Origin of the sequence: Rhodococcus sp. RD6.2 (genome assembly GCF_001040705.1) — a bacterium.
Taxonomy (GTDB): domain Bacteria; phylum Actinomycetota; class Actinomycetes; order Mycobacteriales; family Mycobacteriaceae; genus Rhodococcus_G.
The window spans coordinates 43,866-69,609 of sequence record NZ_CVQP01000007.1 but is presented as its reverse complement, the minus strand read 5'-3'; the positions used below and the strand labels follow the sequence as shown (position 1 = coordinate 69,609).

Annotated in this window: 21 protein-coding genes, 1 tRNA gene and 1 pseudogene; 16 read left to right on the top strand and 7 right to left on the bottom strand. The window is 66.0% G+C overall.

What is annotated here, in order from left to right:
• Positions 1-12 precede the first annotated feature (12 nt).
• Genes RHCRD62_RS14030 through RHCRD62_RS14020 form a run of 3 tightly spaced genes read left to right on the top strand, consistent with a single transcriptional unit; the run spans position 13 to position 4,693 of the window.
• Positions 13-1,509: a hypothetical protein gene (locus RHCRD62_RS14030; RefSeq protein WP_050065357.1), complete on the top strand. Its 1,497-nt coding sequence runs from the start codon at positions 13-15 to the stop codon at positions 1,507-1,509.
• A complete protein-coding gene (locus RHCRD62_RS14025) occupies positions 1,506-3,023 on the top strand; it encodes a glycosyltransferase (RefSeq protein ID WP_253277323.1) in 1,518 nt (505 codons plus the stop codon). Before RHCRD62_RS14030 ends, RHCRD62_RS14025 begins: the two co-directional genes overlap by 4 nt.
• A 2-nt stretch (positions 3,024-3,025) precedes the next feature.
• The gene (locus RHCRD62_RS14020; protein ID WP_172671080.1) at positions 3,026-4,693 is read left to right on the top strand and encodes an ArnT family glycosyltransferase; all 1,668 of its coding nucleotides are present in this window, start codon (positions 3,026-3,028) and stop codon (positions 4,691-4,693) included.
• 3 nt (positions 4,694-4,696) lie between these two features.
• Here the strand turns inward: RHCRD62_RS14020 and RHCRD62_RS25490 are convergent.
• Positions 4,697-5,279 (bottom strand): annotated as a pseudogene (locus RHCRD62_RS25490) (hypothetical protein).
• A gap of 121 nt (positions 5,280-5,400) precedes the next feature.
• Between RHCRD62_RS25490 and bluB the strand changes: the two are divergent.
• Positions 5,401-6,015 carry a 5,6-dimethylbenzimidazole synthase gene (gene bluB / locus RHCRD62_RS14010; protein WP_050065354.1) on the top strand — a complete coding sequence of 205 codons (615 nt, stop codon included), beginning with the start codon at positions 5,401-5,403 and terminating at the stop codon, positions 6,013-6,015.
• Between the two features lie 302 nt (positions 6,016-6,317).
• Complete coding sequence (locus RHCRD62_RS14005; RefSeq protein ID WP_050065353.1) at positions 6,318-7,583, top strand: YibE/F family protein; 1,266 nt, start codon at positions 6,318-6,320, stop codon at positions 7,581-7,583.
• Positions 7,584-7,742: 159 nt separating this feature from the next.
• Here the strand turns inward: RHCRD62_RS14005 and RHCRD62_RS14000 are convergent, their stop codons facing one another.
• Together RHCRD62_RS14000 and RHCRD62_RS13995 are read right to left on the bottom strand one after the other, a co-directional pair.
• Positions 7,743-9,029 (bottom strand): Hsp70 family protein, encoded by a 1,287-nt coding sequence (locus RHCRD62_RS14000; RefSeq protein WP_050065352.1) that lies wholly within the window; start codon positions 9,027-9,029, stop codon positions 7,743-7,745.
• Between the two features lie 128 nt (positions 9,030-9,157).
• The gene (locus RHCRD62_RS13995) at positions 9,158-10,537 is read right to left on the bottom strand and encodes a UDP-glucose dehydrogenase family protein (RefSeq protein WP_050065351.1); all 1,380 of its coding nucleotides are present in this window, start codon (positions 10,535-10,537) and stop codon (positions 9,158-9,160) included.
• Positions 10,538-10,833: 296 nt separating this feature from the next.
• On the opposite strand from RHCRD62_RS13995, the gene RHCRD62_RS25875 reads away from it, so the two are divergent.
• On the top strand, positions 10,834-10,995 hold the full coding sequence (locus RHCRD62_RS25875; RefSeq protein ID WP_157050927.1) for a hypothetical protein: 162 nt from the start codon (positions 10,834-10,836) through the stop codon (positions 10,993-10,995).
• An 89-nt stretch (positions 10,996-11,084) separates the two neighbouring features.
• Here the strand turns inward: RHCRD62_RS25875 and dcd are convergent, their stop codons facing one another.
• Positions 11,085-11,663: a dCTP deaminase gene (gene dcd, locus RHCRD62_RS13990; protein WP_050065798.1), complete on the bottom strand. Its 579-nt coding sequence runs from the start codon at positions 11,661-11,663 to the stop codon at positions 11,085-11,087.
• Positions 11,664-11,756: 93 nt separating this feature from the next.
• On the opposite strand from dcd, the gene RHCRD62_RS13985 reads away from it, so the two are divergent.
• The 4 genes from RHCRD62_RS13985 to RHCRD62_RS13970 all read left to right on the top strand — a co-directional run bounded on the left by RHCRD62_RS13985 (position 11,757) and on the right by RHCRD62_RS13970 (position 15,870).
• Positions 11,757-11,827: transfer RNA gene (locus RHCRD62_RS13985), tRNA-Gly, on the top strand.
• A 729-nt stretch (positions 11,828-12,556) separates the two neighbouring features.
• Complete coding sequence (locus tag RHCRD62_RS13980) at positions 12,557-13,237, top strand: TetR/AcrR family transcriptional regulator (protein ID WP_050065350.1); 681 nt, start codon at positions 12,557-12,559, stop codon at positions 13,235-13,237.
• Between the two features lie 4 nt (positions 13,238-13,241).
• Positions 13,242-14,228 carry an SDR family NAD(P)-dependent oxidoreductase gene (locus tag RHCRD62_RS13975; protein WP_050065349.1) on the top strand — a complete coding sequence of 329 codons (987 nt, stop codon included), beginning with the start codon at positions 13,242-13,244 and terminating at the stop codon, positions 14,226-14,228.
• Positions 14,218-15,870, top strand: coding sequence for an AMP-binding protein (locus tag RHCRD62_RS13970; protein WP_050065348.1), 1,653 nt, complete (start codon positions 14,218-14,220; stop codon positions 15,868-15,870). Before RHCRD62_RS13975 ends, RHCRD62_RS13970 begins: the two co-directional genes overlap by 11 nt.
• A 1,488-nt stretch (positions 15,871-17,358) precedes the next feature.
• Here RHCRD62_RS13970 and RHCRD62_RS13960 read toward each other — a convergent pair.
• The gene (locus RHCRD62_RS13960; protein WP_050065346.1) at positions 17,359-17,841 is read right to left on the bottom strand and encodes a MarR family winged helix-turn-helix transcriptional regulator; all 483 of its coding nucleotides are present in this window, start codon (positions 17,839-17,841) and stop codon (positions 17,359-17,361) included.
• A gap of 97 nt (positions 17,842-17,938) precedes the next feature.
• Between RHCRD62_RS13960 and RHCRD62_RS13955 the strand changes: the two genes are divergently transcribed.
• The 5 genes from RHCRD62_RS13955 to RHCRD62_RS25870 all read left to right on the top strand — a co-directional run bounded on the left by RHCRD62_RS13955 (position 17,939) and on the right by RHCRD62_RS25870 (position 23,223).
• Complete coding sequence (locus tag RHCRD62_RS13955) at positions 17,939-18,874, top strand: alpha/beta fold hydrolase (RefSeq protein WP_084734274.1); 936 nt, start codon at positions 17,939-17,941, stop codon at positions 18,872-18,874.
• Positions 18,875-19,689: 815 nt separating this feature from the next.
• The gene (locus RHCRD62_RS13950; protein WP_157050926.1) at positions 19,690-20,112 is read left to right on the top strand and encodes a hypothetical protein; all 423 of its coding nucleotides are present in this window, start codon (positions 19,690-19,692) and stop codon (positions 20,110-20,112) included.
• Between the two features lie 614 nt (positions 20,113-20,726).
• A complete protein-coding gene (locus RHCRD62_RS13945) occupies positions 20,727-21,269 on the top strand; it encodes an RNA polymerase sigma factor (RefSeq protein WP_050065344.1) in 543 nt (180 codons plus the stop codon).
• On the top strand, positions 21,266-22,312 hold the full coding sequence (locus RHCRD62_RS13940; RefSeq protein ID WP_050065343.1) for a hypothetical protein: 1,047 nt from the start codon (positions 21,266-21,268) through the stop codon (positions 22,310-22,312). The genes RHCRD62_RS13945 and RHCRD62_RS13940 overlap by 4 nt, the downstream gene beginning before the upstream one ends.
• Positions 22,313-22,530: 218 nt before the next feature.
• Positions 22,531-23,223, top strand: coding sequence for a hypothetical protein (locus RHCRD62_RS25870; protein ID WP_157050925.1), 693 nt, complete (start codon positions 22,531-22,533; stop codon positions 23,221-23,223).
• Positions 23,224-23,430: 207 nt separating this feature from the next.
• Here the strand turns inward: RHCRD62_RS25870 and RHCRD62_RS13925 are convergent, their stop codons facing one another.
• A complete protein-coding gene (locus RHCRD62_RS13925) occupies positions 23,431-23,820 on the bottom strand; it encodes a hypothetical protein (protein WP_157050924.1) in 390 nt (129 codons plus the stop codon).
• Positions 23,821-24,384: 564 nt separating this feature from the next.
• Positions 24,385-24,552: a hypothetical protein gene (locus tag RHCRD62_RS25865; protein WP_157050923.1), complete on the bottom strand. Its 168-nt coding sequence runs from the start codon at positions 24,550-24,552 to the stop codon at positions 24,385-24,387.
• A 175-nt stretch (positions 24,553-24,727) separates the two neighbouring features.
• Here RHCRD62_RS25865 and RHCRD62_RS13920 point away from each other — a divergent pair, with 175 nt between their 5' ends.
• On the top strand, positions 24,728-25,573 hold the full coding sequence (locus RHCRD62_RS13920) for an NAD-dependent epimerase/dehydratase family protein (protein ID WP_050065339.1): 846 nt from the start codon (positions 24,728-24,730) through the stop codon (positions 25,571-25,573).
• The last annotated feature ends 171 nt before the right edge of the window (positions 25,574-25,744 follow it).

Here is a 25,744-nt window from a genome sequence, read left to right as displayed (position 1 = left end):
GTCGAGCGATCGATGACGACGGAAGCGGTGTCGACGGCGACCGACGGTCCGAGCGTCCGGTCGGTCCTGACACCGCTGTTCGTGCGGTTCACCGTGATCATCGCGTGCACGGTGGTGGCGTTCTGGAGTTCGTTGACGCGGACCACCATCGACACCCTGCCGGGTGGCATGTACGAGTACATCCTCACAGTGCCCCTGATGGTGTTCGTCGCCGGCATCGGCATCACGCGACATCGACACGACGAACTCCCGATCCACGACCGCGAGGTGGACGTGATCGTCGGCGGCATGGCGTTGGCGTTGTCGGTGGCGACGGCAGCCCTGCTCGTCCCCCGATACCGGGACACCTTCTATCTGTTGCGAACCGACCTGCTCGCGATGCTTCTCTTTCTGTTCGGCGCGTGTGTGCTTGTGTTCGGGTTGCGGCCCGCCGGGCGGTACTGGCCGATCTGGCTGGTGCTGACGGCGGTGTCGCCTCTGGCGTACCGCGCGGCGGTGGTCACGCTGGGGGGCACGTGGTTGGCGGCGGCGGTCGTGTCGACGGTGTTGATCGCGATCGCCGCCGGCATCACCGTGGCGCGGACCCTGACGCGGGGGCTGATCGGAGCGCTCGGGACGCTCGCGCTCGGATTCCTGCTCCTGGGAGTACAACTGGCGGTGGGCTATCCGGCGTTGGCCGGCGCCTTGTCGGCGCGGCTCGCACCCCTGACGGCGGGCACCTCGATCGTGCTGGCGTTCTGGGCGTACTCCGTCCGCATTCGCGAACCGCGCTTGTCGTTCCGCCCGCAACGGACCTCGCCGGTGACGCGGCCGTGGAAGGCTGCACTGCTGGTGCTGGCGACGGCGGCTGCGCTGTTCTCGATCCCCCTTCCTGCGGAGTTGATCATTCCGATCGCGACGGGGCCGCCGCTGCCGGAGACTCCCGGCCTCGTCGTCCCGGAGGGGTGGACGCAGACCGGCCTCGAACCGGCGGACTGGGCCCCCCGATTCTTCGGTGCCGGAGCGACGATCGTGCGTCAGACGTGGACTGCGGATGAGGTGAACCCGGGGTGGGACGACAAGGGCAGGCGCCGAACGGTGGTGGCGGATTCGCTGCTCACCCGCGACCCCGACACGCTGAACGTGTACCCGGGCGAGACGCTGTACTCGACCATTCAGGGCAGGCGGTCGCCGATCGTGTCGGTCGATCTGGGACACGACGTGCGGGGCCTGATGTACACGATCGTCGACCAGAACCTGTTCCTGACCTGGACGAAACTCAACTTCCAGTGGACTCGTGGCGACGGGACGGTGCAGGTGGTGAACCTGATCTCGGTCGACAACCACGATCCGGGCGCCCAGTTCCCGCAATCGGATCCGGCGGCGCTGTCGGTGGCGACGCAGACGATCAACGTGCTCTTCCGCGGTAACGCGGTGCTGGAGGACGAGGAACCCGACTACAAGGATTCCGACATGCTGACCGAACTGGGGCGTGACGTGGTCGCGACACAATGGGAGGTGGTGTCGTGACGCTGGCCGCTCCCCCACCGCATCCGGATTCGGCGTCGGCCGAGTTCCGTGAGCAAGCGCTGCACGACGCCGTGCACGGACTCCGCGAGCGGGATCCTGACGCGTCGGCGTCGGTGGCGTTCGTCCCGTGGCAGCGGGCGCTGCTGATCGCGCAGGCGGCGGTGTTCCTGGTGTGTCTGTTCCTGTGGCCGCAGGTGACCTTGACCGTCGTGACAGGCGTGTGCACCGTCGCCTACGTATTGACGCTCGGGGATCGCCTCGCGGTGTTCCGGACAGGACTCGCGGCGAACGCCATCATCCGGGTGAGCGACGAACAGGCGCGCGCGATCCCCGACGCGGACCTGCCGCCGTACACGGTGCTCGTGCCCGCGTATCACGAGCCGGAGGTGATCGGCCAGCTCCTCAGGTCGCTGTCGGGGCTCGACTATCCGCGCGACAAGCTGCAGATCCTGCTGCTCCTCGAGGAGGACGACGACATCACGATCACGGCCGCGAACGAGGCCGGGGTCGGGGTCGGCGAGCTGGTGACGGTGCTGCTGGTGCCTGCGGCGGATCCGCGGACGAAGCCGAAGGCGTGCAACTACGGCCTACATTTCGCGACCGGCGACATCATCACCATCTATGACGCGGAGGACCTCCCGGAACCACTGCAGCTTCGACGCGTCGCCGCGACGTTCGCCATGCGCGACGATCGGGTCGCGTGCGTGCAGGCGAAGTTGGCGTACCTCAACGGTGGGCAGAATCTGCTCACCGGTTGGTTCACCGTCGAGTACGGCGTCTGGTTCAGCTATCTGCTTCCCGGCCTGATGCGATTGAAGGCGCCGATCCCGTTGGGCGGCACGTCGAATCATCTGCGGCGCTCCGTCCTCGACGACATCGGCGCGTGGGATCCGTTCAACGTCACCGAGGATTCGGATCTGGGTGTACGGATCGCGGCCCGCGGCTACACGACGGCGGTGCTGGAGTCGACGACACTGGAGGAGGCGAACAGCGACCCGATCAACTGGATGCGACAGAGATCGCGTTGGTACAAGGGCTACCTGCAAACGTGGTTGGTGCACACCCGTCACCCGGTGCGGTTGTGGAAGCAGATCGGGCCGTGGGCGTTCGTCCGGTTCACCCTGCTGTTGGCGGGCACTCCCCTGATCGCGTGCCTGAACATGGTGTTCTGGTTCATCACGATCGCGTGGGTGTTGGGTCAGCCGGTCCTGATCGGCGACATCTTTCCGCCCTGGGTCTACTTCCCGGCGTTGGTGTGCCTGTTGTTCGGCAATGCCGCGACGATCTACATGAATCTGATCGGGGCGCGGGAGACGGGGAATCCGCGACTACTGTGGTCGTGCCTGCTGGTGCCGCTGTACTGGCTGCTGATGAGCATCGCCGCCATCAAGGGCGTGTGGCAGTTGCTGTTCCGCCCCTCCTACTGGGAGAAGACGTTTCACGGCTTGGCGAGCGAGTCCGACACCGACGTGGACGCCGCAGCCGCCGTGCAGGCGGAGAGCACTCAGCGATGAGGATGCTGCGGGTGTTCGCGCGACCTGCCGTCGTCGTGTACGCGGCGAGCGCCCTGCTGTACCTGGTCGTCGGGTACCTGCTGGCGGTGCACGCGGAGTTCATGCTCGGCGACGCGCTGAGCCGGGTGCAGTCGGCTCAGGGTGTGCTGTTCGGCCGCGACCCGCACCTGGCGAGCATCGGGTTCATCTTCACGCCGATGACGGCACTGGTGGAGATCCCGTTGACGGCGTTCAACCCGTGGTTTCCCGACCTGACCAGGTACGCGATGGCCGGAGTCATCATGTCGTCGGCGTTCATGGCCGGTGCGGCGGTGCAGATCTGGGGTATCGGCCTCGATCGTGGGGTGCCGCGCTGGCAGCGGGTGGCGATCACCGTCCTGTTCGCCGTGAATCCGATGATCGTGTTCTACGGCGCGACGGGGATGAGCGAAGCACCGTTCGTGTTCCTGATGTGCTGGTGCGTCCGGCGTCTGATCCGATGGACGAGCACCGACGACGTGCACGACCTGATCGGCGCGGGTATCGCTTTGGGGCTGGCCTACCTGACGCGCTACGACGCGGGCTTCCCCACCCTGGCCGGTGCCGCCTTCGTCGCTGTGGTGACGTGGCGTCGTGCCGAACGGAACCGGTGGCAGACCGCGTTTCTAGATGCGGTGATCCTGGTGGCACCGGCGGCGTTGGCATTTTTCGCGTGGGCGGGGACCAGTTGGCTGCTGACGGGCCAGGCCTTCGCGCAGTTCACTTCGCAGTACGGCAACTCGGCGATCCTGGATCAGGTGGGTGGTCCTGCGGAGTCGGGTACTCGGACGTTCGCGTACTCGGCGGCGGAACTCCTCGTTCTCGCACCCGCGCTGCCAGTGCTGGTTCCCGTGATCGTGGTCCTCGCCGTGCGACGTCGCGATGTCGAAGTACTGGTGACGACGTTGATCTTCGGATCGGTGCTGGCGTTCCAGGTGTACTCGTACGCGGCGGGCTCGACCTTCCCGTTCCTGCGTTTCTACATCTGCGTCATTCCGCTGATGTACGTCTACGCATTCCAGGTGTTCCCGGCCCGGGGCGATCTCCGTCCGCGGCGGCCCGGCGTGTTCGCGGTGCCGCACGCGATGCCCCCACCGCGGTTGCGGGGTGTCGCGGTCGCGGCCACGGTGCTGGTGGCGCTGTGTGTTCCGATCACCGCCGTCGGCATGGAGAGCCGCAGCCTGTCGGTGCAGCAGTACGCGGTCGGTGCCTTGCTTCCGTTCGATCCGCAGGAGGGCACCGACATGGATCAGCAGCTGCGGATCCTCGCGTCGTTCGGGACCGAGCGCGAGATGGCGGATCACCTCGACGCGATGGACCTGCCGGACGGATCGATTCTGGTGGACAGCCTGTACGGATTCGCGGTGGTGGCGGCATCGAAGTATCCGGAGCGGTTCGTCTTGCCGTCGGATCGCGATTTCGTGTCGATTCTCAGCGATCCGGCAGCCAGCGACGTGAAATACATTCTGACGGTGCCGAACTCGGGACGCGGTACCGCGGACGCCGTCAACCGACGCTATCCCTCCATCTACTCCAACGGCGCCCAGATCTCGATGCTCGAGCTGGAGTTCCCGAACGACGGTGCAGATCAACCGGATTGGCGGATCTACCGGGTGCTGACCAACCCCAACGACGCCACCGAGCCGGAGTAGCAGTCAGTACGCCGCCAGGAGGTCGAACAACGGGTCGTCCGGGCCGATGTCGTAGGTGCACTCGCCCGGGCGGGGATCGGGCACGAACGACCACAGCAGCGCCCCTGCCGTTCCCGCGGCCCGCTGCCCGTCGATCTTGGCCTTGACGTCGGTGACGCGCCGCGCCAGTGGCAGACACGATCCCGCCGCCTGCCCGATCTCGGCGACGAGCAGCGGCTTGCCGAGCGCTCGGGCCTGCTCCAGACGTCGCGCCAGACCGTTCCACTCGTCGCCGGGCAGCGGCACTCCGTCGGAGTGGTAGTCGTGGTACTGCAGGATGTCGACCCAAGGTGACGCCCCCACGTACGTCGGAGTCGACCTGGGCGCCGCAACCGACGTTGACCGACCAGTCGGTGGCCAGCTGGTACGCGTTCATGCCCACCGGCCACCAGGGGCGACCGTCGAGGGTGAGCCCCGTACCGGCGGTCCCCACGCGCGCAGCGCGTTGTGGACTGCCGACGGCCGGGGTGAGCGCCGCGAGCCCGAGAACCACGACCGCCACGACGGCTGCTCGAGCCCAGCGTCGAACGAACGCGGCGGCCACCATGCGTTCGACGCTACCCGCCGGCGCGGCATTCGGTCACGGCCCTCACCCACCGGCAACGCGATCCGATACCGTCGACTGCGTGTCCAACGAGAGCAGCAGTGCCCCAGGTCAGCGCGACGTCATGTCCGTGTACGACGCCATCCGGATGCGCAGGGACGTGCGCGCCGAGTTCACCGGCGACCGAATCGACGAGGAGCAGCTGAACCGGATCCTGCGGGCAGGCCACAACGCGCCGAGCGTCGGCAACACCCAGCCGTGGGACTTCGTCGTCGTGCAGGATCGCGGGACCCTCGACACGTTCGCGGAGCACGTCGCCGGATGCCGCCGCGCGTTCGCGGACTCACTGCCGCCGGAGCGTCGTGCGACGTTCGATCCGATCAAGGTCGAGGGCATCCAGGAGTCGGGCACGGGCATCGTCGTCACCTACGACCCGTCGCGGGGCGGGGCGAACATCCTCGGCAGGCACACCGTCGACGACACGGGAGTGTTCTCCGCGGTATTGGCGATTCAGAACATCTGGTTGTCGGCGGTGGCGGAGGGCATCGGCGTCGGGTGGGTCTCGTTCTACGACGAGGCCTTCCTGACCGAACTGGTGCGCGTACCGGCTCCGGTGCGACCGATCGCGTGGCTGTGCGTCGGTCCGGTGTCGCAGTTCCAGGAGACGCCGGACCTCGTACGTTTCGGCTGGCGTGACGGTCGGCCGCTCGAGGAGGCGATCCATCGCGAGACCTTCTGATCTCGACGCGACACGCGGGTTCGGCACCGTCACCTGCCGTGATCCAGTTCTCAGCATGAATCTCGACCTGGAGTGAGACAGATTGAACAACACCATGTAAATTCGGTGAGGACACCATTGGTGTCCAGCACGCTCGATTGCACCTCCCCCCTGTGTGCAATCGAGCCGGTGGCGGGGAGACACCCCCCTGTACCCCGCCACCCCGCTGGGGGGTACCCCTCGATCCCTCCCCGAATCTCGGGTTTCGGTTCACAATTCTTCGCTCGGTACTGTGACGCCATGCTTCGTCTGGTGTTGACGCGATGAGTCACGGCCACGGTCACGGTCACACCGGCCCGGTTCCCGTCGGTCCCGCCGCCGCCCGCGTGGTGGTCGGCCTCCTCACCGCGATCGGCGTCGTCGTGCTCGTCGGCCTGGTGGCACTGTGGCCCAGCAAACACAGCGTCGAGATCCCCCTCCCATTCCAGACGTCCGGTGGCGGCGCCGTCGTCACCGAGGCGGGCACGGTGGTCGAATCGAGTTTCGGCCCGTGCGGAAGCCCGTCGATCGGGCGGTCGTTCACCGGGAATCCCGCTCCCCCACCGAACAACTCGTACGAGTGCCAGCGCAGCGTCATAGCCATCGAGTCGGGACCCAACGAGGGGACACGGACACTCCTCGAGATCGGCCCCGGTCCTGGCCAACCCGACCTCGCGGCGGGCGAGAGAATCCGCCTCGTACGGCAGACCGACGCGACCGGCGCGACGGCGTACTCGTTCGAGGACTACTCCCGAGGCTGGTCGCTGCTCGCCGTGGTCGGACTGTTCGTGCTCGTCATCGTCGTCGTCGCTCGATGGCGTGGAGTCCGCGCACTGCTCGGCCTGCTGGTCGCGTTCGCAGTGCTCGTCGGATTCATGTTGCCGGCACTGTTGGACGGCAAACCGGCCGTACCCGTCGCGCTCGTCGGCGGCGCGGTGATCCTGTACGCGGTCCTCTACCTGGCGCACGGCGTCAGCCTGCGCACCAGCTCGGCGTTGCTCGGCACCATCGCGTCGATGGTCCTCGCCGCTGTCCTGTCGTGGGCGGCGATCGAGATGACACACCTCACGGGACTGTCCGAGGAACAGAACACCAATGTCCAGACGTACCTCGGGCACGTCTCGATCACCGGATTGCTGTTGGCCGGGTTCATCATCGGTTCCCTCGGCGTCCTCAACGACGTCACCATCACCCAGGCGTCGTCGGCGTTCGAACTCGCACACCTCGACCCCGACGCCAACCGCAGGGCCGTGTTCGGCTCTGCGATGCGCGTCGGCCGCGACCACATCGCGAGCACCGTCTACACCCTCGTCCTCGCGTACGCGGGCGGCGCGCTTCCACTGCTGCTGTTGTTCTCGGTGGCGGGCCGTTCGATCACCGACGTCCTCACCGGTGACGCCGTCGCGATCGAGATCCTGCGGTCGGCGGTCGGCGGAATCGCGCTGGCGCTGTCGGTGCCCCTGACGACGGCGATCGCCGTGGCGCTCGCCCGGCCCCCGCGCGCCGAATCGAGCAACCGCCGAGCACCCGCAGGCCGCCACGCCCGCTGACCCACCACCCGGTTCCCTAATGTCACATCGGGTCACTTGGCGACCCTCGATGTGACATCAGGGAGCCAACAGGGAAGCAGTCACCCGACGCTGAGGACCATCTTGGTGCGCGCTTTTCGGGCGATCCAAGGGTGGCTTGGGCTGTCGATCAGACGGCGATCAGCGGACCATGCCCGGCGGCAGCTGGATGTTCGGCGGGACCTCGATGCGGATCGGGTCGGGCAGGTTGAGGAAGCGCGGGCCCGGCGGAGCGGGGGGAACCTGCGGCGACTCCGCGGTCGAATTCGGCGTCTGACCCGTCGTGGCTTCCGCCGAAGTGGGAGCCGGTGTCGTCGTCGGAGTCGGCGCGGGGGTGGTCCTCGACGGCGTGCGGGGCGGGACGGTCACCTCGGCGACGGCGGTCTCCCCGCTCTCGACAGCGCCGCGCTTGTCACCACCGTTTCCGAGCGCCAGTCCGATGCCCGCGACGGCGACCAGGCCGGCGGCGACCGATCCCGCGAGGACCATTTGCCGTCGTGACGGTCCACGCCGGGGCGGTGTCGTGGACGCGATGTCGGCCCAGTCCGGTTCCGGCGGAACGTCGGTGGGCTCGGGCTGCACGACCGGGGCCATCGTCGTCGCGAGCAGTGCAGCTCCCTGCGCGGCGACCATTTCCGGTTCGGGCGGCAGGATGACGCGGAGCCCGAGCCAGCTCTGCAGCAGGTTCGGGACCAGGGGGATGCGGACGCTGCCGCCGAGGAGGACGAGTACGTCGGGTTGACGACCGGACGCGGCGATGACGTCACGGGCCAGGCGCGCGGAGGCTTCGACGGGTACCCGGACGAGGGCCTCGAACCGTTCGCGGTTGAGGAGGATGAGTCCGCTCTCACCGGGGACGCACGCGGCGGCACCCGTGGAAAGCTGCTCCTTGGCTTCCCTGCATCGGGTGGTGAACTCGGCTGCCGCCCAGGTGTCGACGGGGCGTGGGAGGCCCCGTTCCCGCAGTTGCTGCTCCGCGACGAGTGCATCGAACTGGTCTCCACCCGCGACGTCGCTGCGCTGCTGCGCGAGGACGGCATGCGAGTGCCGGTCGACGACGGTGACGGTGACACCGGAACTGCCCAGGTCGTACATGACGACCGTGTGGTCGGTGGGGGCCAGTTGCCCAACGCTTTCGAGGAGGGTGACGACCGCCGTGGCTTCGGGGACCAGCTGGTAGTTGTGCAGCCGCTGCCTGGCCATCGCGTCGTGCATCGAGTCGGGGTGCACACCGTTGCCGTAGGCGACGCCGGTGGCCCCGATGTCGGCATGGTCCTGGTGTTCGAGGAGGACGCCGATGGACTGCGCCGCGACGTCCTCGGCGGGCCCGGTGACGACTTCGACTGCGCGTCCGCCGAAGCCCGGCAGAACTTCGGTGTCGTGATCGTTTCCGGACAGGGTGGCCATGCGGACAGCACTGGTCCCCACTGACACTCCCAGTACCGCGCTCATCGAGTCGCCCCTATGTCGAGGTGTGCGTGCCCCCGACGGCGCGCACGCGAACGTCGCAGAGTTTATCGAATCGCGATCTTTGCGCCAGAGGCCCATTCGTTCGGCTAAGCGCCCGCCACGGTGGCCGCATGTCCGGTCTGTTTTGCCGCGCTGTTGCCGATTGTTCCGCCCCCGAGGGCGACATACGCCCACCCGGCGGCACGCCAGCGATCGGCATCGAGGCAGCGCCTGCCGTCCACGACGACCCGGGAGCGCACCACCTCGTTCAGATCCGCAGGGTCGAGCGCCTGGAACTCGTCCCATTCGGTGGCGAGCAGAACGGCGTCCGCACCCTCGCATGCCTCGACGGCCGAGGTGGCGTACGCGAGCGTCGGGAAGAGTCGCCGGGAGTTGTCCATCGCCTTGGGGTCGTACACGGTGACGGTCGCTCCGTGTAGCTGCAGCATGCCCGCGACGTTGAGCGCGGGCGAATCACGGACGTCGTCGGAGTCGGGTTTGAACGCGGCGCCGAGGACGGCGATGGTCGCGCCGAGCAGCGATCCCCCGACGGCGCGGGTCGCGAGCTCGACCATCCTGGTGCGACGCCGCATGTTGATGCTGTCGACCTCGCGCAGGAACATGAGGGCCTGGTTGGCGCCGAGCTCGCCTGCGCGGGCCATGAACGCGCGAATGTCCTTGGGCAGGCAGCCGCCGCCGAACCCGAGTCCGGCGCCGAGGAATCGGCGGCCGATCCGGGCGTCGTGACCGAGCGCATCGGCGAGGGCGCCGACGTCGGCACCCGCCGCTTCGCACACCTCGGAGATGGCGTTGATGAAGGAGATCTTCGTCGCGAGGAACGCGTTGGCGGACACCTTGACGAGTTCCGCGGTGGGAAGGTCGGTGAGCAGGAACGGGACGTCGGCGGCGATGAGGTCCGCGTAGAGGTCGCGCAGCAGCGCTTCGGCGCGTCCCGGCCGGGACGGGTCGACTCCCACGACGACGCGGTCCGGACGCAGTGTGTCGACGACGGCGTGCCCCTCGCGCAGGAACTCGGGGTTCCACGCGACCTCGACGGCGTCGCCTGCCGGCGCGAGTCTGCTTGCCCGGACGGCGAGTTCGGCCGCGGTGCCCACCGGGACGGTGGACTTGCCGACGATCACGGCGGGCCCGTCGAGCAGTGGGGCGAGGGTGTCGACGACGGAGTGCACGTGCCGCAGGTCCGCTCCGTACTCCCCCTTCTTCTGCGGCGTCCCGACCCCGAGGAAGTGCAGATCCGCGAAGGCCGCGGCCTCCGGATACGAGGTGGTGAACCGGAGGCGCCCGGCGTCGAGGTTGCGGCGCAGCGTGTCGACGAGGCCCGGTTCGTAGAACGGCACCTCCCCCGCCGCGAGCTTCGCTATCTTGCCCGCGTCGATGTCGACGCCGAGGACGTCGTGGCCGAGTTCGGCCATGCAGGCGGCGTGGGTGGCGCCGAGGTAGCCGGTTCCGAATACGGTGCAGCGCATGACTTGTTGATACGTCGCGGGCGTGAGCGCGAGTGGTATCCGGCGCGAACGGGGGGTGTACGTGTCACGTCCGTCTCGGACCGGTCGGTGTGGGCGGCGTCCCAGCCGAACTACTGGTCGGTTACGCTCTCGACGTCACACCTGACCGCACGGTCAGGTGACCCGACGACCATCGAGCACTTCCCAACCCGCGGCGCCCTCTGCCCAGGTGACAGTGCGCCCAGCCGACCTGTGGCCGGGGCGCAGCTGTATCCGGGCACCGGCATCGCCGCAACCGTCCGAGGAAAGCAGTGCCCATGACCGCACCCCGATCGTCATCGAACATCGACCGGCGCAGCGACCGCCCGCAGCGGCGCACCGAGCGCCCGACCGAGGAGAAGCGCGAGACCTTCACCGACACCACGCACCGGATGCTGTTCTCCCACTACGTGCCGGACGGACGCTCCAGTCAGTCCTGACCCGCCCCCACCAACGGCCGAGGCGACGCCGGACCAGACCTACGTGAGCTGGTCCGGCGCAACCGAATACGACGCGGAGAGACGCGGCCTCAGTCGGTGGGACTCTTCATGAAGTTCAGGTACGCCTTCGACGGCGTCGGCCCCCGCTGCCCCTGATACTTCGAGCCGACAGTCGAACTGCCGTAGGGATGTTCGGCGGGGCTCGTCAACCGGAACAGGCACAGCTGCCCGATCTTCATGCCCGGCCACAGCGTGATCGGAAGGTTTGCCACGTTCGACAGTTCGAGGGTGATGTGGCCGTTGAAGCCGGGGTCGATGAACCCGGCCGTCGAATGCGTCAGCAGCCCGAGACGACCGAGGCTCGACTTCCCTTCGAGTCGGCCGGCGAGATCGTCGGGCAACGAGCAGAACTCCAACGTCGATCCGAGAACGAACTCCCCCGGGTGCAGAACGAACGGCTCCCCCTCGGCAGGCTCCACCAGACTCGTCAGCTCGTCCTGCTGCTTCGCCGGATCGATGTGCGTGTACCGCGTGTTGTTGAAGACACGGAACAGGCGGTCCAGCCGCACGTCCACACTCGACGGCTGCACCATCGAATCGTCAAACGGATCGATCCCGAGGCGGCCGGAGGAGACGGATGAACGGATGTCGCGGTCGGAGAGAAGCACGAACAAGAGGGTAACCGCACAAGGTCGAAGCGGTCTGCTAGAGTTGCCGCTCGCAGGGTGTTACACCGCCGATTCGGCGGAAAAGCCCAGCGTGCCGATGTAGTTCAATGGTAGAACATCAGCTTCCCAAGCTGAATACGCGGGTTCGATTCCCGTCATCGGCTCTCTCTCTTCCACCGTCCGCCCGTCCGTGCCGAGGGTGTTCACCCATCATCGCCCGTTGCGTTCACCTATTGGAACCGCGGACGGTTTCGAAGGCAGATTCCCCCTCGACTAGACCTCGCCGGCCCGATTCCGCGCATCATCGACCCGATTGCGGCGCGATTCGGGCCCAGACTGAGCCGAGTGCAGGCCCGCGGCGGGCTACAGACGACCGCTTCCGCGATGCGGTCGAGGTCGAGGTCGAGCCGCGGAATCCATGGATCTCGCCACGGGGACAGGCTATCTGCCGAATCCGGCGGTCGCCGAGGACTCCTCGTGCTGCACCGGAGCAAACTGACGCCGCCGGCCCTTCTGTTCGCAATCGTGAGCGTGCCGGCATTCATCTCGATGTCTGACCCTCGCCGTTCACCAACTGTGCCCGCGGGCTGCCAGTTTCAGAGAAGGACCGAAACGCCCTCGGACCGGAGACCCGGCGCGGCCATCGCGACCTGACCGACCTACCCGACGCGGCGGCGTGGATGGCAACTCACTGCATGAGATTCACCATCAGTCGCCCCTCAGTCAGGCACTCGTAGTCAACGCTCGCAACCCAGGGCCTGCTTGCTCGGGGTGGCGGCAGCGCGATCCGGGACCACCTCAACAATCTGAATTGAATTCAGAAACCTATTGACCGATACCCCAGGTACCACCTACCGTCAGAATTGAATCTGATTCAAGAACTGGGAGGCACGGTGGTCGGCAATCGGCGCGGTGAGGCCTCGCGAGCGGTGCTGCTGGAAGCGGGCAAGGACGCGTTCAGCCAGCAGCGCTACGGGGAGGTGTCGATCGTCGACCTGGCCCGCTCGCTCGGGGTGGCGGCAGGATCGATCAGCTACCACTTCGGTGGAAAGCGGGGCTTCTATCTGGCGGTGCTCGAACTCGCCGCCGAGGAGTTCTGGGGCGACCTGTTGGCCATGCGCGGGCCGGCGGTGGATCGGTTGGCCCAGGGTGTGGACAAACTGCTGGATCGGGCTGCGCAGCAACCGGGATCATTCGAAGCCTTGATCGCTGACGTCGCCGATGCCGAGGTCCGACAGATCCGTGACCGACATCGCCAGCGGATTGCCGCAGCATTGGCCATGGAGATCACCGGTACGGAGTCGACGCCAGTGTTCCGTGCGGCAATCAGCGGGTGTCTGTCGTTCATCGAAGGCATCGTGCTGCATTGGATGCACACCGAGGAGATCACGCGTGAGCAGGTTCGAGATCTGGTACTTGCCAATGTCTTCGGCTCGGTACTGGGGGCCTTGCGAGCAGATCCGCAGATCGAGCTGACCCAACGGGTCATGGATGCGGCGAAGTCTGATTCGCCGTTGCTGTCTTTGTTCCTGGGCCCGCAAGCGGTGCCCAATCCTGTCGAAAGCATGGAGTAGAGCGATGTCGTCACCCCTTCCTGTAGGCCCGTCTCGCATCGTCGAGCACCCGGTAGCCCGCGCTCTGGCCAGCCTGATCGGGCCGCGAGGCCTGCGCCGCACGGAGCGGTTGCGCCGTGAGGTCGAGGGCAAGGTCGTCGTGATAACCGGAGCCTCGTTCGGTGTCGGCGAGGCGACCGCGGAGTTGTTCGCCGCATCGGGCGCAAGGGTGGTGCTCGCGGCGCGGTCGTTGGACCGGCTTGGCGACGTCGCCCACCGGATCGTCGCCGACGGCGGCCAGGCGTACGCCTATGCGCTGGACCTGACCAGTGAGCAGTCGGTGACGGAGTTCGCCGAGGCGGTGCTGCACGATTTCGGCGAGGTGGACTACCTGATCCACAATGCGGGCAAATCACTGCGGCGTTCGATTCACCTGTCCTACGACCGGCCCAAGGACATCACCGCGACTTCCGGTGCGAACTATGTCGGTCCGATGCGGTTGACGTTGGCGCTGCTGCCGGGGATGCGGGCGCGGGGTCGTGGTCACATTGTGAACGTGTCGACGGTGGGCGTCATGTTCCCCGTCATACCGAAGTGGGGGTTCTACCTGTCGTCGAAGGCCGCGTTCGACTGGTGGATGCGTGCTGTGGGGATGGAGGCCCGAGCGGACGGGGTCACCTTGACCACCTTCTATGCCGGGCTGATGCACACCCGGATGAGCGCGCCGAGCCGGTGGATGCGGCTGATGCCGGGGCAGACGCCGGAGGACGCGGCACGCGTGATCGCGCGGGCGGTGGTGTCCAAGCCGCGCACGATGACCCCGATCTACGGGCATCCCTCGGCGATCATGGTTCCACTGCTGCGCTGGCCGCTCGAGATCCTCGTCGGATTCATCTACCGATTCCTCGGCGACACCCAGGTGTCCCTGTCGCGTGTGGAAGCAGCGCGCACACCACTCGAGGTCAGCGGTAGCGGTGGGGTCACGACCGCGGCGGGTTCACATGTCGTCTGAACTCGGTCACAGCATTCGACGTGGAACGGCGGCTCTGTCGGCAATCGCGACGTCGGGGATGTTCACGCCGCTCGGACCTCGGAAGCTGGTGTCGTTAGCGCGCAGCCTTGTTCGGTTCGGTCCGACACCGGCGATGCTCATTGCGGCCAGCGCGATCCGGTACCCAGAGCGGGTCGCGGTGATCGACGAGACCGGGCAGATGACGTATCGGCAGCTGCAGCAGCGAGCCGGCTCGATCGCCGCTGCGCTGTTCGCACTGGCCCCGGCGAAACCACGGTCGGTGGGGATCGTGTGCCGCAACCATCGCGGATTCGTCGAGGCCATGAGCGCAGGCGCGCAGTTGGGTGCGGAGCTGGTCTTCATCAACACCGAGCTGCCCTCACAGCAGTTGCAGGCGATCCTGCACCGTCACACCCCCGATGTCCTGATCTACGACGAGGAGTACGCGGACGCAGTCGGCGACGCCCAGTTCGCGGGACTGCGTGTGCTGGCGGAGCGCGAGCCCGGGGCGGACGCCTCGCCGATGCTCACCTTGGACGATCTCGCCGGACAGCGGCATCCGGCGCCACCTCGGGTACGGCGCGCGGTGAAGATCACCTTGTTGACATCAGGGACGACCGGGTTGGCCAAAGGGGTTCCGCGAGCGGTGAAACCGCGGGCGCTCGCGCTGCTGACCGTGACCGCGATGGCGATTGTGCGGTTGCGTTCGACGGACCGGGTGCTCGTGGCGCCCCCGTTCTTCCACGGGTTCGGCCTGCTCGCGCTACTCGGCCCACTGGCACTGGGCGGGACCATTGTGTGCCGCAGTCGTTTCGACTCGCAGGCAACGTTGGACGACATCACTCGACATCGGATCACGGTGGTCATGGCGGTCCCGGTGATGCTGCAGCGACTGCTCTCACTTCCCGACCTCGAGCAGACGGCATCGACACGATCGGCGTTGCGGGTCATCGTCACCGGCGCCGCACCGATCACCGCCGCGACGGTGTCGGGAATCATCGATGCTTTCGGTCCGATCCTGGTCAGCGGGTACGGCTCCACCGAAGCCGGCTTGGTCACCGTCGCCACTCCCGCCGATCTGGTAGCGGCCCCGAACACCGCGGGCCGAACCGCCCTCGGGGTCTCGGTACGAATCCTGCGCACCGACCGCAGCGAAGCGAAAGCTGGGGAGACCGGCATGATCTTCGTCCGTAGCGGCCTGGAATACACCGGCTACACCCCGGACGCGACCGCGACCGCCTCGGCCAAAGAGGTGGTCGACGGACACGTCAACACAGGCGACATGGGCCATTTCGATACCCAGCAGCGACTGTTCATCGACGGCCGTTCCGACGACATGATCGTCTCCGGCGGGGAGAACGTCTTTCCCGGCGAGGTCGAGGACCGCCTCGTCGCACACCCCGGCATCGCCGACGCGGTCGTGATCGGGATTCCCGACGCCGAATTCGGGCAGGTCCTGCACGCGTTCATCGTGTTCGCACCAGGCGCGGTCGTGCTGCCCGACGAGGAACTCAAGGCGCACCTGCGCGCGGGATTCGAGCGCTACAAGGTACCCAAGCGATTCGTGGTGCTCGACGAGATCCTGCGCAATGCCAGCGGCAAGGTCCTGCGCACCGAGCTGCAATCCCACGACATCGCCTGAGGGCGTTGATCCATGGCGGTGCTCCTCAGTGGTCAACTGAGGAGCGCCCAGGCGTACGACGCTCCGAAATTCGCTTCCTTGCAGTGTCCCACTCAAACGCCAGTCGCGATACGGGCGACGCTAGCACGGTCAAACCAGGAGCCGCGGCCTTGTCGTTGTCCGTAGCATCGGCGCCTCTGCGTCGACAAGAGGGTCCGCGACGGCAACCTGGGCACGACCGATACGCCCCCTGGTTGGTTGTCTGCAATCCAGAACTCCTCCAGATTTGTGTGATCTGGAGCCCTCACTAAGTGTGAATACCAACTGGTTGATGTATCCAATCCGCATGCAGCCCAACACACCCCGCCATAGGTGAACACCCCTCTCTCAAATCAATCAGCCGTGGGTGGCTGGCCATGCCGCGCCCCTAAAGCGACCTTGTCCCAGTTCGCGATCCATTCATGTCGGCAGTTGGAACGATTGGCGAACGCCGTAAGCGGATCCTCGTTCGAATGACTATTGACCGAACGTGAAGCGCAGGTTCGCGTTGATGAGTTCGTTCACTCGCTTGCGCATGCGGACGGTAGTTTCCCCGTCCGGGACCGGTTCGTCGACGATCGATGTCCAGCACAGAGTTGTGCTGCAGCGTGGTGGGCCAGTGATGTCGAAGCGGATCCGTGCATCCGGTCGCCATGGCCAGATTGAGGTCCAGACGACAAGGTTCGGTTCGACAGCTTCTGCGATCGGGGACGTTGTTCGTCGTTGTGCAGAATCAGCCACGGACGAACGGGGTCACGGTCCGGGTTAGTAAGGGCTTCGTAGACAATGCGAGGCGGCGATGGTTGGGTGCGACGCCGGCTAGCAATTTCGGGCACACCGAACCATATCGTTGCTTCTCACTATCCGACTACCAATCGCTGACCGGTCAAGGATCGTTGACCGGTCAGCGATGTGGTGGTCCGGGGCGGTTCCGCGGCCACCGGGTTGATCGCGACGTCGGCCGCCGTTGCCGCGCTCGGGGTAGCCGTGCCCGACCGGAAGGTGTACTGGCAGCCGCTGGTCGTCGGCGTTACAGCCGTGGTCCGCGGTCTGCGCTCCCTCGCCTTCCGAGGCCGGGCGATTCTGATCAGCGATATCACTGTCCCCCGCCGATACTCGGTCCCTGCGCTGTGATCGAACGAGGCGTCAACCGCTTCTGGTCGGAACCATCGGGGTTCATCGAGGCGGGCTGCCTAGTGAATCCGCATGCGGCCCAGCACGCTCCTCCATTGGTGAAGACCCCTCCATCCATCCGCCCGCACCATCCATCCATCCATCGCTCCAGAAGATCCATGAAGGACATCCAATCGCGGCGGCCTTCCAGCCCAACCAGTCCTGCTCAGTATTTGCTTCGCGAGGCGATGTGATCAGCCCGGTCAATCTCCTGAACTCAGGCACGTCCTCGATGAGCGTTCGCAAGTCGGGAGGGGTGAAAGCCGTTAATTGCGTTCGCGACCGACGCCGCTGCCGCTACTCGTTGATGTCGGAATCCCGGCGAGTGCCTTCGACAGCAGCCTGCATGTCAGTCAAAAATCTGACCACAGTCTCCACCTCCCGAGGGCTATACGTGCCAATGGCAGCCAACGCATTCGCGATCACTGGCCCAAAGAACGCCCAACCGAGCTCCACGGCTTCAGGAGTCACCTCAACGAAGACCCTTCTGCGGTCCTGCGAGTCCCGTTGACGCCGCGCATGTCCCGCCTTTTCCATTCGGTCGATCAGTGCGGTCACTGATGCGGAGTTGAGATGGAGCTGCTCCCCCAGCCAACTCGGGGTCGCCGGGCGGCTGCTGCGTTCGGCGTCAAGAAGACAGATCAGTGCTCGGACGTCGGTGGAATGCAAGCCATGTACTCGCCCAAACTCCGCGCCCAGAAGGTGCAACTCGACCGTCAGCGCCCGAAGCCGGTGCACCGTACTGAGCGAATCCTCGGCCGGCGTACTTCCGGTATCCATCACGATCTCCTGTGGTCGACAGCATTGCCTCAACAATCTACTATCTCGACAGGTCCATTATCTCGATCAATCGAGCTATCTGCCCGAGGAGAACCGGATGTCCCATTTGTCGACAGTCGACTTCGCCACCACCCCGGAAGGAGTCGCCTTCTATGGTGCATACGACCTAGTTCTCGAAAAGTGGCCGGTCGACGTCACCAGCGTCGACCTCGAAACGCAGCACGGAACGACCCGAGTCAACATTTGCGGGCCGGCAGATGCCCCGCCTCTGGTGCTCCTACCCGGAGGTGGGGCGACCTCGACGGTGTGGTTCCAGAATGTCGCCGCTCTCGCCGATCGATACCGGGTCTTCGCGGTGGATCTGATCGGCGATGCCGGCCGGAGCGTCGCGGGCGACAAAGACCCGCGGACAGTCGATGACCTCTTGTCATGGCTCGACGATGTCACCACCGCCGCCGGTCTGGCAGCTTTCAGCCTCGTCGGCCACTCCTATGGCGCAATGATCGCGCTCGCCTACGCGCTGCGCGAGCCCGATCGTGTCCAGAACCTGGTGCTACTCGACCCAAGTTCGTGCTTCGCCGGCATGCGAGCGCAGTACCTGGCCCGCGCCATTCCGTTGCTTCTGCGGCCCACCGAGAAGCGCAGAGGCGACTTCATCCGCTGGGAGACCAACGGGCAGCACATCGATGAGGACTGGCTCGATCTGGACGCCCGTGGCGCAGAGCATTTCCCGAAGTCGAGAACCGTTGTTCCCAAGCGGCCCAAGCGAAATGCGCTCGACGCATTGGCGGTCGAAACGACGGTGATTCTTGCGGAGGGCAGCAAGGTACACGACAGCCGGCGATTGGCGACCGTCACCGAATCGATCCCACTGCTACGCACGATCATCGTTGACGGAGCAACGCACCACACCATGCCCATGAGCCCCGCCGCAGAGTTGAACTGCGCTCTGCTCGACGGCCTTGAACCGCGAAAGCAAGAGGCCGGTCCGAGAGATGGACATCCCGTGACGGAGATCCTGCCCCCAAAATGATGGCGCCGTCTTGCGGTTCCACCGGAAACGATGAATCTGGGGGCGACGGCGAAGTAGTCGGAATGGATGCTTCGACGTCGTCGAGGCGCAGGGTGTCGAGGACGCGGCGGATGACCCGACCGCTGGTCATCAGGATCGCGCACAGCAGCAGTTTCCAAATGGTCACCCGGGTGTCTGCGCGCTTGGGTTGTGGACGTCGTCGCTGCTGACCGTGTCGTGTCCATATCTGCCAGACTCGATCGGCCGACCTGGCTCGATGCGGAGATTCTTCCAATCGGACTCCCCGGCCATCAGCAGTATGGAACTCATCCAGATTTGTGTTATCTGGAGCCCTCGTTAAGTGCGATTACCGACTGGTCAACCTATCCAATCCGCATGCAGCCCAGAATGAATCGCCATAGGTGAACACCATTCTCTCTCCTCTCTTAGCATTAGCTAGCTAGCGATGGGGAGCGCGTTCCCGGTGGCTTCGCTTCCCGCGACCGCGAGCAGGATGACGAAGAACCCGGACTCCTCCGGGCTCAGCTCGCTTTCAGCCGTCGCCAGCATAGGACCGGCAATAAGCCCCGGACGGTTCACAATGTCAACAAAGCCGGGGGCAGCCCCTTCATGAACCAACTCGGCGCGAACATCTGCGCATACCAGGGAATCTGCACCACGAACTAGCACCGTAGTGAGTGCACGAACGCACGCAACGCAAGCCGAATGAGAATGCCGTTGGCGCCGTTAGTCGTGACAAATAGACTAACGGCGACAACGGATTTCGAGTCAGTTACATCACATGCGCCACCATCAGAAAGTGATACTCTCCGGCTATGACACCCCGCGGTCAGAACTGGCGCCGCTCCGCATATGCAGTGCCGCTCGTGTGCGGCGGAGTGTTCGGCATCTATGTCGCTGTCCAGTTCTTCGATTCCGACCTTCCGTCAATGATCCTCGGCGCACTGCTCGGATTGATCATCTCGATCCCCTTCGGGCTGTTCTTCGGGTGGCTGGCCGCTGCCGCCGGCCGGGGAGTACTCAATACCGCACACAAGCGTCCTGGCCCAACGAACGTCCAGCAGTGGCGGATCCTCTTCAGCAGCGTCACCGCCCTCACGATCGCGGTGGCTGCCGCAACCGGAGCGACCGTCGCTGAAGTGAGCGGGCTCGGTTTCCTCTCGATCGCCGTGATCGCGGCCATCGCATTCATCAGTGCCTACCTCTACTTCCCTGAATCAGAGCTCGCCGATCGGTGATTCCTATGTCAGCCAAGACCGCACCCTGACGCCTGGCTGTCCGGATCCGCGCAGCCCACTGATTTCCCGCGCTCGTGACCAGCTGGTGACGAGTTCACGAGCACCGTTGTCGCGGATGCTCTCACGACCGAGAACGTCAACCTCACCATCACGATCAGCGCCCGCCGATTCGACGTCGGGCCCGGACGATGGAATCCCGCCGCCGTCGGGACCGCCGCGACGGTGACCGCCGCCACTGGTCCGCACACCTCACCACTGGATCGGACCCCCGAACTGACCGGCCCCCGCCTGCTGCTTCCCCAATGGCCCAGATGAGCGAGGGGACGTGTCATCACTGCATGTCAGAAAACGAGTTCGGGCAGGGGTGCGTGGCTTTCGGGCCGACGAGATCGGACACGGCGAGCGCCTGCCGGGACGATGATGGAGACAGTGGGGGCGGGCAGTGTGCGGACGAGACTCGTCGGCGGGCAGCAAAGGTGTGTTGGCGCGATCGAATGGCGTTGAGGGCCCGTGCCTGCCATCGCACAGCACAGAACGGTTGGTGTTCACGCTGCATGTAAGTTCTGCCCCCGGCCGTGCCGTTACAAGGTGAAGCGTGTGGCGGAGGGGGTTGGATGGGGACGGATGAAGCGCGGTTCACCGAGATGTATCGGCGGCTGTATCCGCGGGTGCGGGCCTACGCGGCGAGGCGAGCGGTGGACACCGCTGCCGAGGAAGCGACGAACGACGCCTTCCTTGTCGCCTGGAAGAAGCTCCATCAGTTGCCGGCTGACCCGTTGCCTTGGTTGCTGGTCGCCACCCGCAATGCCCTGTCGGAGCAGCGCCGCCGCGATGTCCGACAGATCACCCTCGCCTCGGAGGTCGCCGCAACTCTCGACGTTGGCGCTGCCACCTCACCCGGCGCCGACCACGACGTTGTCGAGCGGATAACAGTGCTCACCGCTCTCGACTCGTTGTCAGACCAGGACCGAGAAACGCTGATGCTGACCGTCTGGGACGGGCTGCCCTACCGACAACCTGCCGAGGTGTCCGGTTGCAGCACCGCAGCGTTCGCGGTCCGTCACCACCGGGCTCGTCGACGACTCGAGGCGGCCCTGGACGCACGCGACGACGCAGCCCCTGCATCACCGATCCGCGCTGGGAAGGACGAGACATGACCAACCGACGCCCACCGCTCGAGAGCATGGAACGCCACAACCCGGTGCCCCCGAACGTGGAGTTCGTGCCACGGGAAGGTGGACTCCAGCAGATTCTCGCCCACGATCACGATCGGGCGGACGGCTCCCGGCGAGGCACGCCGAGACACCGGATCGCGGTCGCCGCGGCGGCCGCGGTTGTCCTCGTGGCCGGCGTCGCGGCCGCAGGCGCACTGATCGTCGACAGTCCCCGCGAGACGACACAGTCCGAGCCTCCCTCGGCGACCTTCACCCTGCCCCCGCTGGACCCGGGGCAAGCGGTGTTCCCCCCATCGGCCGGGTCTGTGCCGATGCTGCATTTCGTCGCCTACAGCCGCCCCGTCTCGTCCGCCGACCTGTTGCGTCACATCGCCGCACAGGCCGAACGGCAGCCTCCCGCACCGGGTTCCGGGGCATACGAGTACGTCAAATCCCGCAACTGGTTTCTGTCCAGCGCCCGGACCACCGACGGAACCATCCTCGACCAGGGATGGACCGCGGAGATCGAACGCGAGCAATGGCGCGACGAGACCGGGGCGGGCCGGTTGGACAGTCTCGAGGACGGTGTGCAGCAGTCGTTGATTCTTCACCCCGACGTGTTTCCTCGACCCCGACTGGACGCGGACACACGGTCAGTGTCAGAGCTGCGCAGCCGCCTGCTGGCCGCGGGGTCCGGCCGGACCGCGCAGCAATGGTTCGACGAGTACAAGGACACCTGGACGTCCCAGATCGTCTCAGCCGAACTCCAGGCGGCCTACCTCGGTGTCCTCGCCGACCAACCCGGGATCGACGTGCTCGGAGCCGTCACCGATCGGGCAGGGCGTGCCGGCATCGCTGTCGCCACCCAGGCCGGCGATCGGAAGACGGTCCTGATCTTCGACGAGGCAACGGGAGCACTTCTCGGCTACGAGGAGATCGCGACCGGCGTGGGCGCCACCGAGTTCCCGGTCCCGCTACCGTCCACGGTCAGCTACATCTCCTGGATCGCCGAGGGGTACGTCCCCTCCGTTGGCGACCGCATCTGATCGAGATCACAGCTTCATCCCCAAGATCAAAACCGGTCATTTGGTACGTTCTGTTCGATTACCGTCCCGTGGGTCATGCTTGTCCGTAGCTTGGGTCGCTGCTGGCGACTCAAACGTGTTCATAGGGGTGGGATTCGCTCGGCGCACTCGATTCCCACCGAGTGCTTCGAGGGCGCGGCCTGCCAGTCGGGACGAATCGACAGTGGAACGGACATCGTATGAACATCATCGCGCGCGCTGACAGTGCCGAACGGTCCGAGATCACCCGTCGGGCAGATGGCCTCTGGCGCCGTGCCGGTGTCCAGGGGGCCGATCGCAGAGCACTGCTTTCGGAACTCGAGACTGAACTCCGAGTCGCGAACCGAAACGGTCACGGCACGCCGGCAGTCCTCGATGACGTCAGTGAACAGATCCTCCGGGATCGAGCATGCGAGCGGGGCCTGTGTGGCCGCGCCTTGCGGTTGGAACTTGCTGTGCCGGCGGCAGTTCTCGGGCTCGTGGCTGGTCTGGCAACTCCGCTGCTCGTGGTCCTCTCCGTACTGTCGCCGCTGTCAGCTATCCGGATGGGGCAGTACGAAGGCCTTCTGTACGTGTCGTCCGGGATTCTGGGATACCTGGGCACGCTGCTGTTCGTGTGGCGAGTCCTTCACACGTTTGGCGATCCTCGCGCTATTTCGACCGTGCGGTGGCTCGCTGTGCTGCTACCGATAGGTGCCGCACTCAGTGCTGGCGCCGCGGTTGCCTTGACGGAGACGACGAACTTCTACACGTCTATCTCGACATACCTCATCGGCGCAGCCGCAGTCGTTTGCGTTGTGGTCATAGGGATCGGGCTGACCGTCTGGACCGCTCGGTTCTTGGCGGTCAGAAAGCCAATCAGCCTGCAGCCCAGCATGCTCTGCCATTGGTGAATACCCCGCGGCGACGGCCCGCCCGCGGGCCGGGTGGCGCGGTCGGCACAGGTTCGCCCAGCCGCGCTCCCGCCGGCGTTGTGGCGGGACAGACGCGTAACAGCGCGCGGGATCGGTAGATCATCCGTGCGCAGGTCTACGGCGGGCACCGGGCCAATACGCGTCAGTGCTCGGCACAGGCATCGAGCCCCGACATGCAGGCAACCCCTATCTGAGTTCGGGAATCGCTTCCTGCTTTCTCCGGGCCTGGTCGGTACTTCCCCAGACCCGCCGCTCGTCACCGCTACGAAACGCGACACCCACCCCTTCCACGCCCCAATTGATGACGGTGATCTCGCCGGGCAGTCCGGGATCCGAGCTGCTCGTTGAGTAGGTAGTACCCACTGCGTCGACCTGGGCAACCCGACCATCCGGCATCCGGATTCGCAGACCCTCGGGATTACAGTCGTGAAGCCGGTCCTGATCGAGTTCGCCGACCGGGATCTCCTCGCGCACTGCGCATCGTGGCAATGACTCAAAGCCAGGAGTGATGACTTGCCCCGAATAGCCGCCGCAGCCACCTAACAGCAGCGGTACAGCGACGACGGCGAAGAGCACACACCACCTGTGCCCTGCACCACCAAGAAGGACCCGGATACACCCGACCATCCGTTGAATCTCCCACAAGGCCTGGTGCCCCGCCTCAACCGACGGCCACCTGCCGACCGGCGTCTTGTTTCGGCGACCTTTAGATGCGATCGCTGAGCTGCACGTCAACGATGATGGGCGGTACACGCCCGAATAGCACGAGAGCCTGCCATTGCCGAAGGCTCGACGAGTCTCACCTGCCAGGTTTTGGCCCGTGGGGGCTTGCCGACGTCAGGAGAATCTCATCGAGAATGGTGTGATCTGGCGCCCTTCACATGTGTAGTTGCCGACTGGTCTGCCAACCCACTCCGCAAGAGGCCCAGAACGACCCGCAATAGGTGAACATCCCTCTCCTCTCGCTCTGCTCCTCGCGCTGGCTCTCTCGTCCGACCGCGCGTGCCGTGTGTGCGCCAGCGATGAGGTAGAGCATCACCCGACTCGGCCGCTCCGCACAGCCCGTTGGTCTGACCCGCGAAGTTGCGACTCCCGTTTGGTGAGCCTCCGCAAGCTGGGCTGAGCCCGCTTGAACCGGGGTCAGCCGGCCGGTTCGGCCAAGGTGATCGCGCGCGTGAGTGCCGCCGCAGAGAACTGCGTGAACTCGGCCGGATCCAGATGGGACGCCCAGTTGTTGACGATGGTGTCGGCCACGCCCTGCAACCCAGGCAGCACGAACGCGAGGACTGCGGGGTCGTCGCGCAGCACCCTGCCCTCTTTCGCTGCAGCTGTAGAGGTTCGCTGTCCGGTGCACCTCGCACAGCGACGTGTATTGAGCAGAGCGCTAATTGGCCCAATCTTGGTGGCGTGAAGTGGACCTTCTCGCTGGGCCGCTTCGGAACTAGGTTGAAGTCCGTCAACAGCGAAAGGATGGTCTGGAGCAGTGAGAATCTTTTTGGCAGGCGGAACGGGCGTCATCGGCCGGGCGTTGGTGCCCGCGCTCCGGGACGCCGGTCACACCGTGGTGGCAACCACCCGCAGGGAAGACCGCATCGACGGCCTGCTGCGGCTGGGGGCCGACGGCGTCGTCGTGGATGCCCTCGATCCGGCGGCGTTGACCGCCGCGGTCGGTGCCGCCGGGCCCGATGTGGTGATTCATCAGCTGACGGATCTGTCCGGGGGAAGCAGCGGAGCCAATGCGCGTCTGCGCACGGAGGGCAGCCGGAACCTGGCGACCGCGATCCGGGCGGCACGCGTGCGCAGGGTCCTCGCCCAGAGCATTGCGTGGGCCTACGCGGACGGCGCCGGGCCCGCCACCGAGGACACACCACTGGACGTCGACGCGGCACCCCCGCGGAGCATCACCGTCGACGGGGTGACGGCGCTGGAGCAGGCAATGTCCGAATCTGCACCGGCCACGATCCTTCGCTACGGAACCCTCTACGGGCCAGGCACCTGGTACTCGCGGACGGGGCTGCACGCCGAGGCGGCTCGCGCTGGAACCTGGAGCCCCGCACTGGCAGTCACCTCGTTCCTGCACGTGGACGACGCGGTCGCCGCCACCGTCGCCGCCCTCGACTGGCCCATGGGTCCGGTGAACGTCGTCGACGACGACCCGGCCGAGACCATCGAGTGGGCACCTCGGTTCGCTCAGTCGGTCGGCGGCCAGGTCGAGCAGGAAGCACTGGCCGGAAGTCACAGCGGGCGCCCGGTGTCGAACGCGCACGCGCACGCACTGGGGTGGAGGCCTCGTTGGTCGAGTTGGCGCAACGGATTCGCGGCCCTGTGAGCCGACCGCCGGTGCCCGTCCGGTGGCGTCAGGCGATCGTCACCTACTGCTGTGTCTTTCCCGGCAGCCTCGTCCTCTCGGTCACGCTGTCGCCGATGCTCGGCAACTGGCCCAAGCCCGCGAGTGTCGCGCTGACGTCGGTGGTCCTGGTGCGAGAGTGCGAGCGCATCA

Coding starts and splice junctions, on each gene's coding strand:
- RHCRD62_RS14005 (WP_050065353.1), top strand. CDS start 6,318: ATGAGTCACGGCCACGGTCACGGTCACACCGGCCCGGTTCCCGTCGGT.
- RHCRD62_RS13955 (WP_084734274.1), top strand. CDS start 17,939: ATGTCCCATTTGTCGACAGTCGACTTCGCCACCACCCCGGAAGGAGTC.
- RHCRD62_RS13995 (WP_050065351.1), bottom strand. CDS start 10,537: ATGCGCTGCACCGTATTCGGAACCGGCTACCTCGGCGCCACCCACGCC.
- RHCRD62_RS25875 (WP_157050927.1), top strand. CDS start 10,834: ATGACCGCACCCCGATCGTCATCGAACATCGACCGGCGCAGCGACCGC.
- bluB (WP_050065354.1), top strand. CDS start 5,401: ATGTCCGTGTACGACGCCATCCGGATGCGCAGGGACGTGCGCGCCGAG.
- RHCRD62_RS13945 (WP_050065344.1), top strand. CDS start 20,727: ATGGGGACGGATGAAGCGCGGTTCACCGAGATGTATCGGCGGCTGTAT.
- RHCRD62_RS14030 (WP_050065357.1), top strand. CDS start 13: ATGACGACGGAAGCGGTGTCGACGGCGACCGACGGTCCGAGCGTCCGG.
- RHCRD62_RS13970 (WP_050065348.1), top strand. CDS start 14,218: ATGTCGTCTGAACTCGGTCACAGCATTCGACGTGGAACGGCGGCTCTG.
- RHCRD62_RS13940 (WP_050065343.1), top strand. CDS start 21,266: ATGACCAACCGACGCCCACCGCTCGAGAGCATGGAACGCCACAACCCG.
- RHCRD62_RS14020 (WP_172671080.1), top strand. CDS start 3,026: ATGCTGCGGGTGTTCGCGCGACCTGCCGTCGTCGTGTACGCGGCGAGC.
- RHCRD62_RS25870 (WP_157050925.1), top strand. CDS start 22,531: ATGAACATCATCGCGCGCGCTGACAGTGCCGAACGGTCCGAGATCACC.
- RHCRD62_RS13960 (WP_050065346.1), bottom strand. CDS start 17,841: ATGGATACCGGAAGTACGCCGGCCGAGGATTCGCTCAGTACGGTGCAC.
- RHCRD62_RS13950 (WP_157050926.1), top strand. CDS start 19,690: ATGACACCCCGCGGTCAGAACTGGCGCCGCTCCGCATATGCAGTGCCG.
- RHCRD62_RS13975 (WP_050065349.1), top strand. CDS start 13,242: ATGTCGTCACCCCTTCCTGTAGGCCCGTCTCGCATCGTCGAGCACCCG.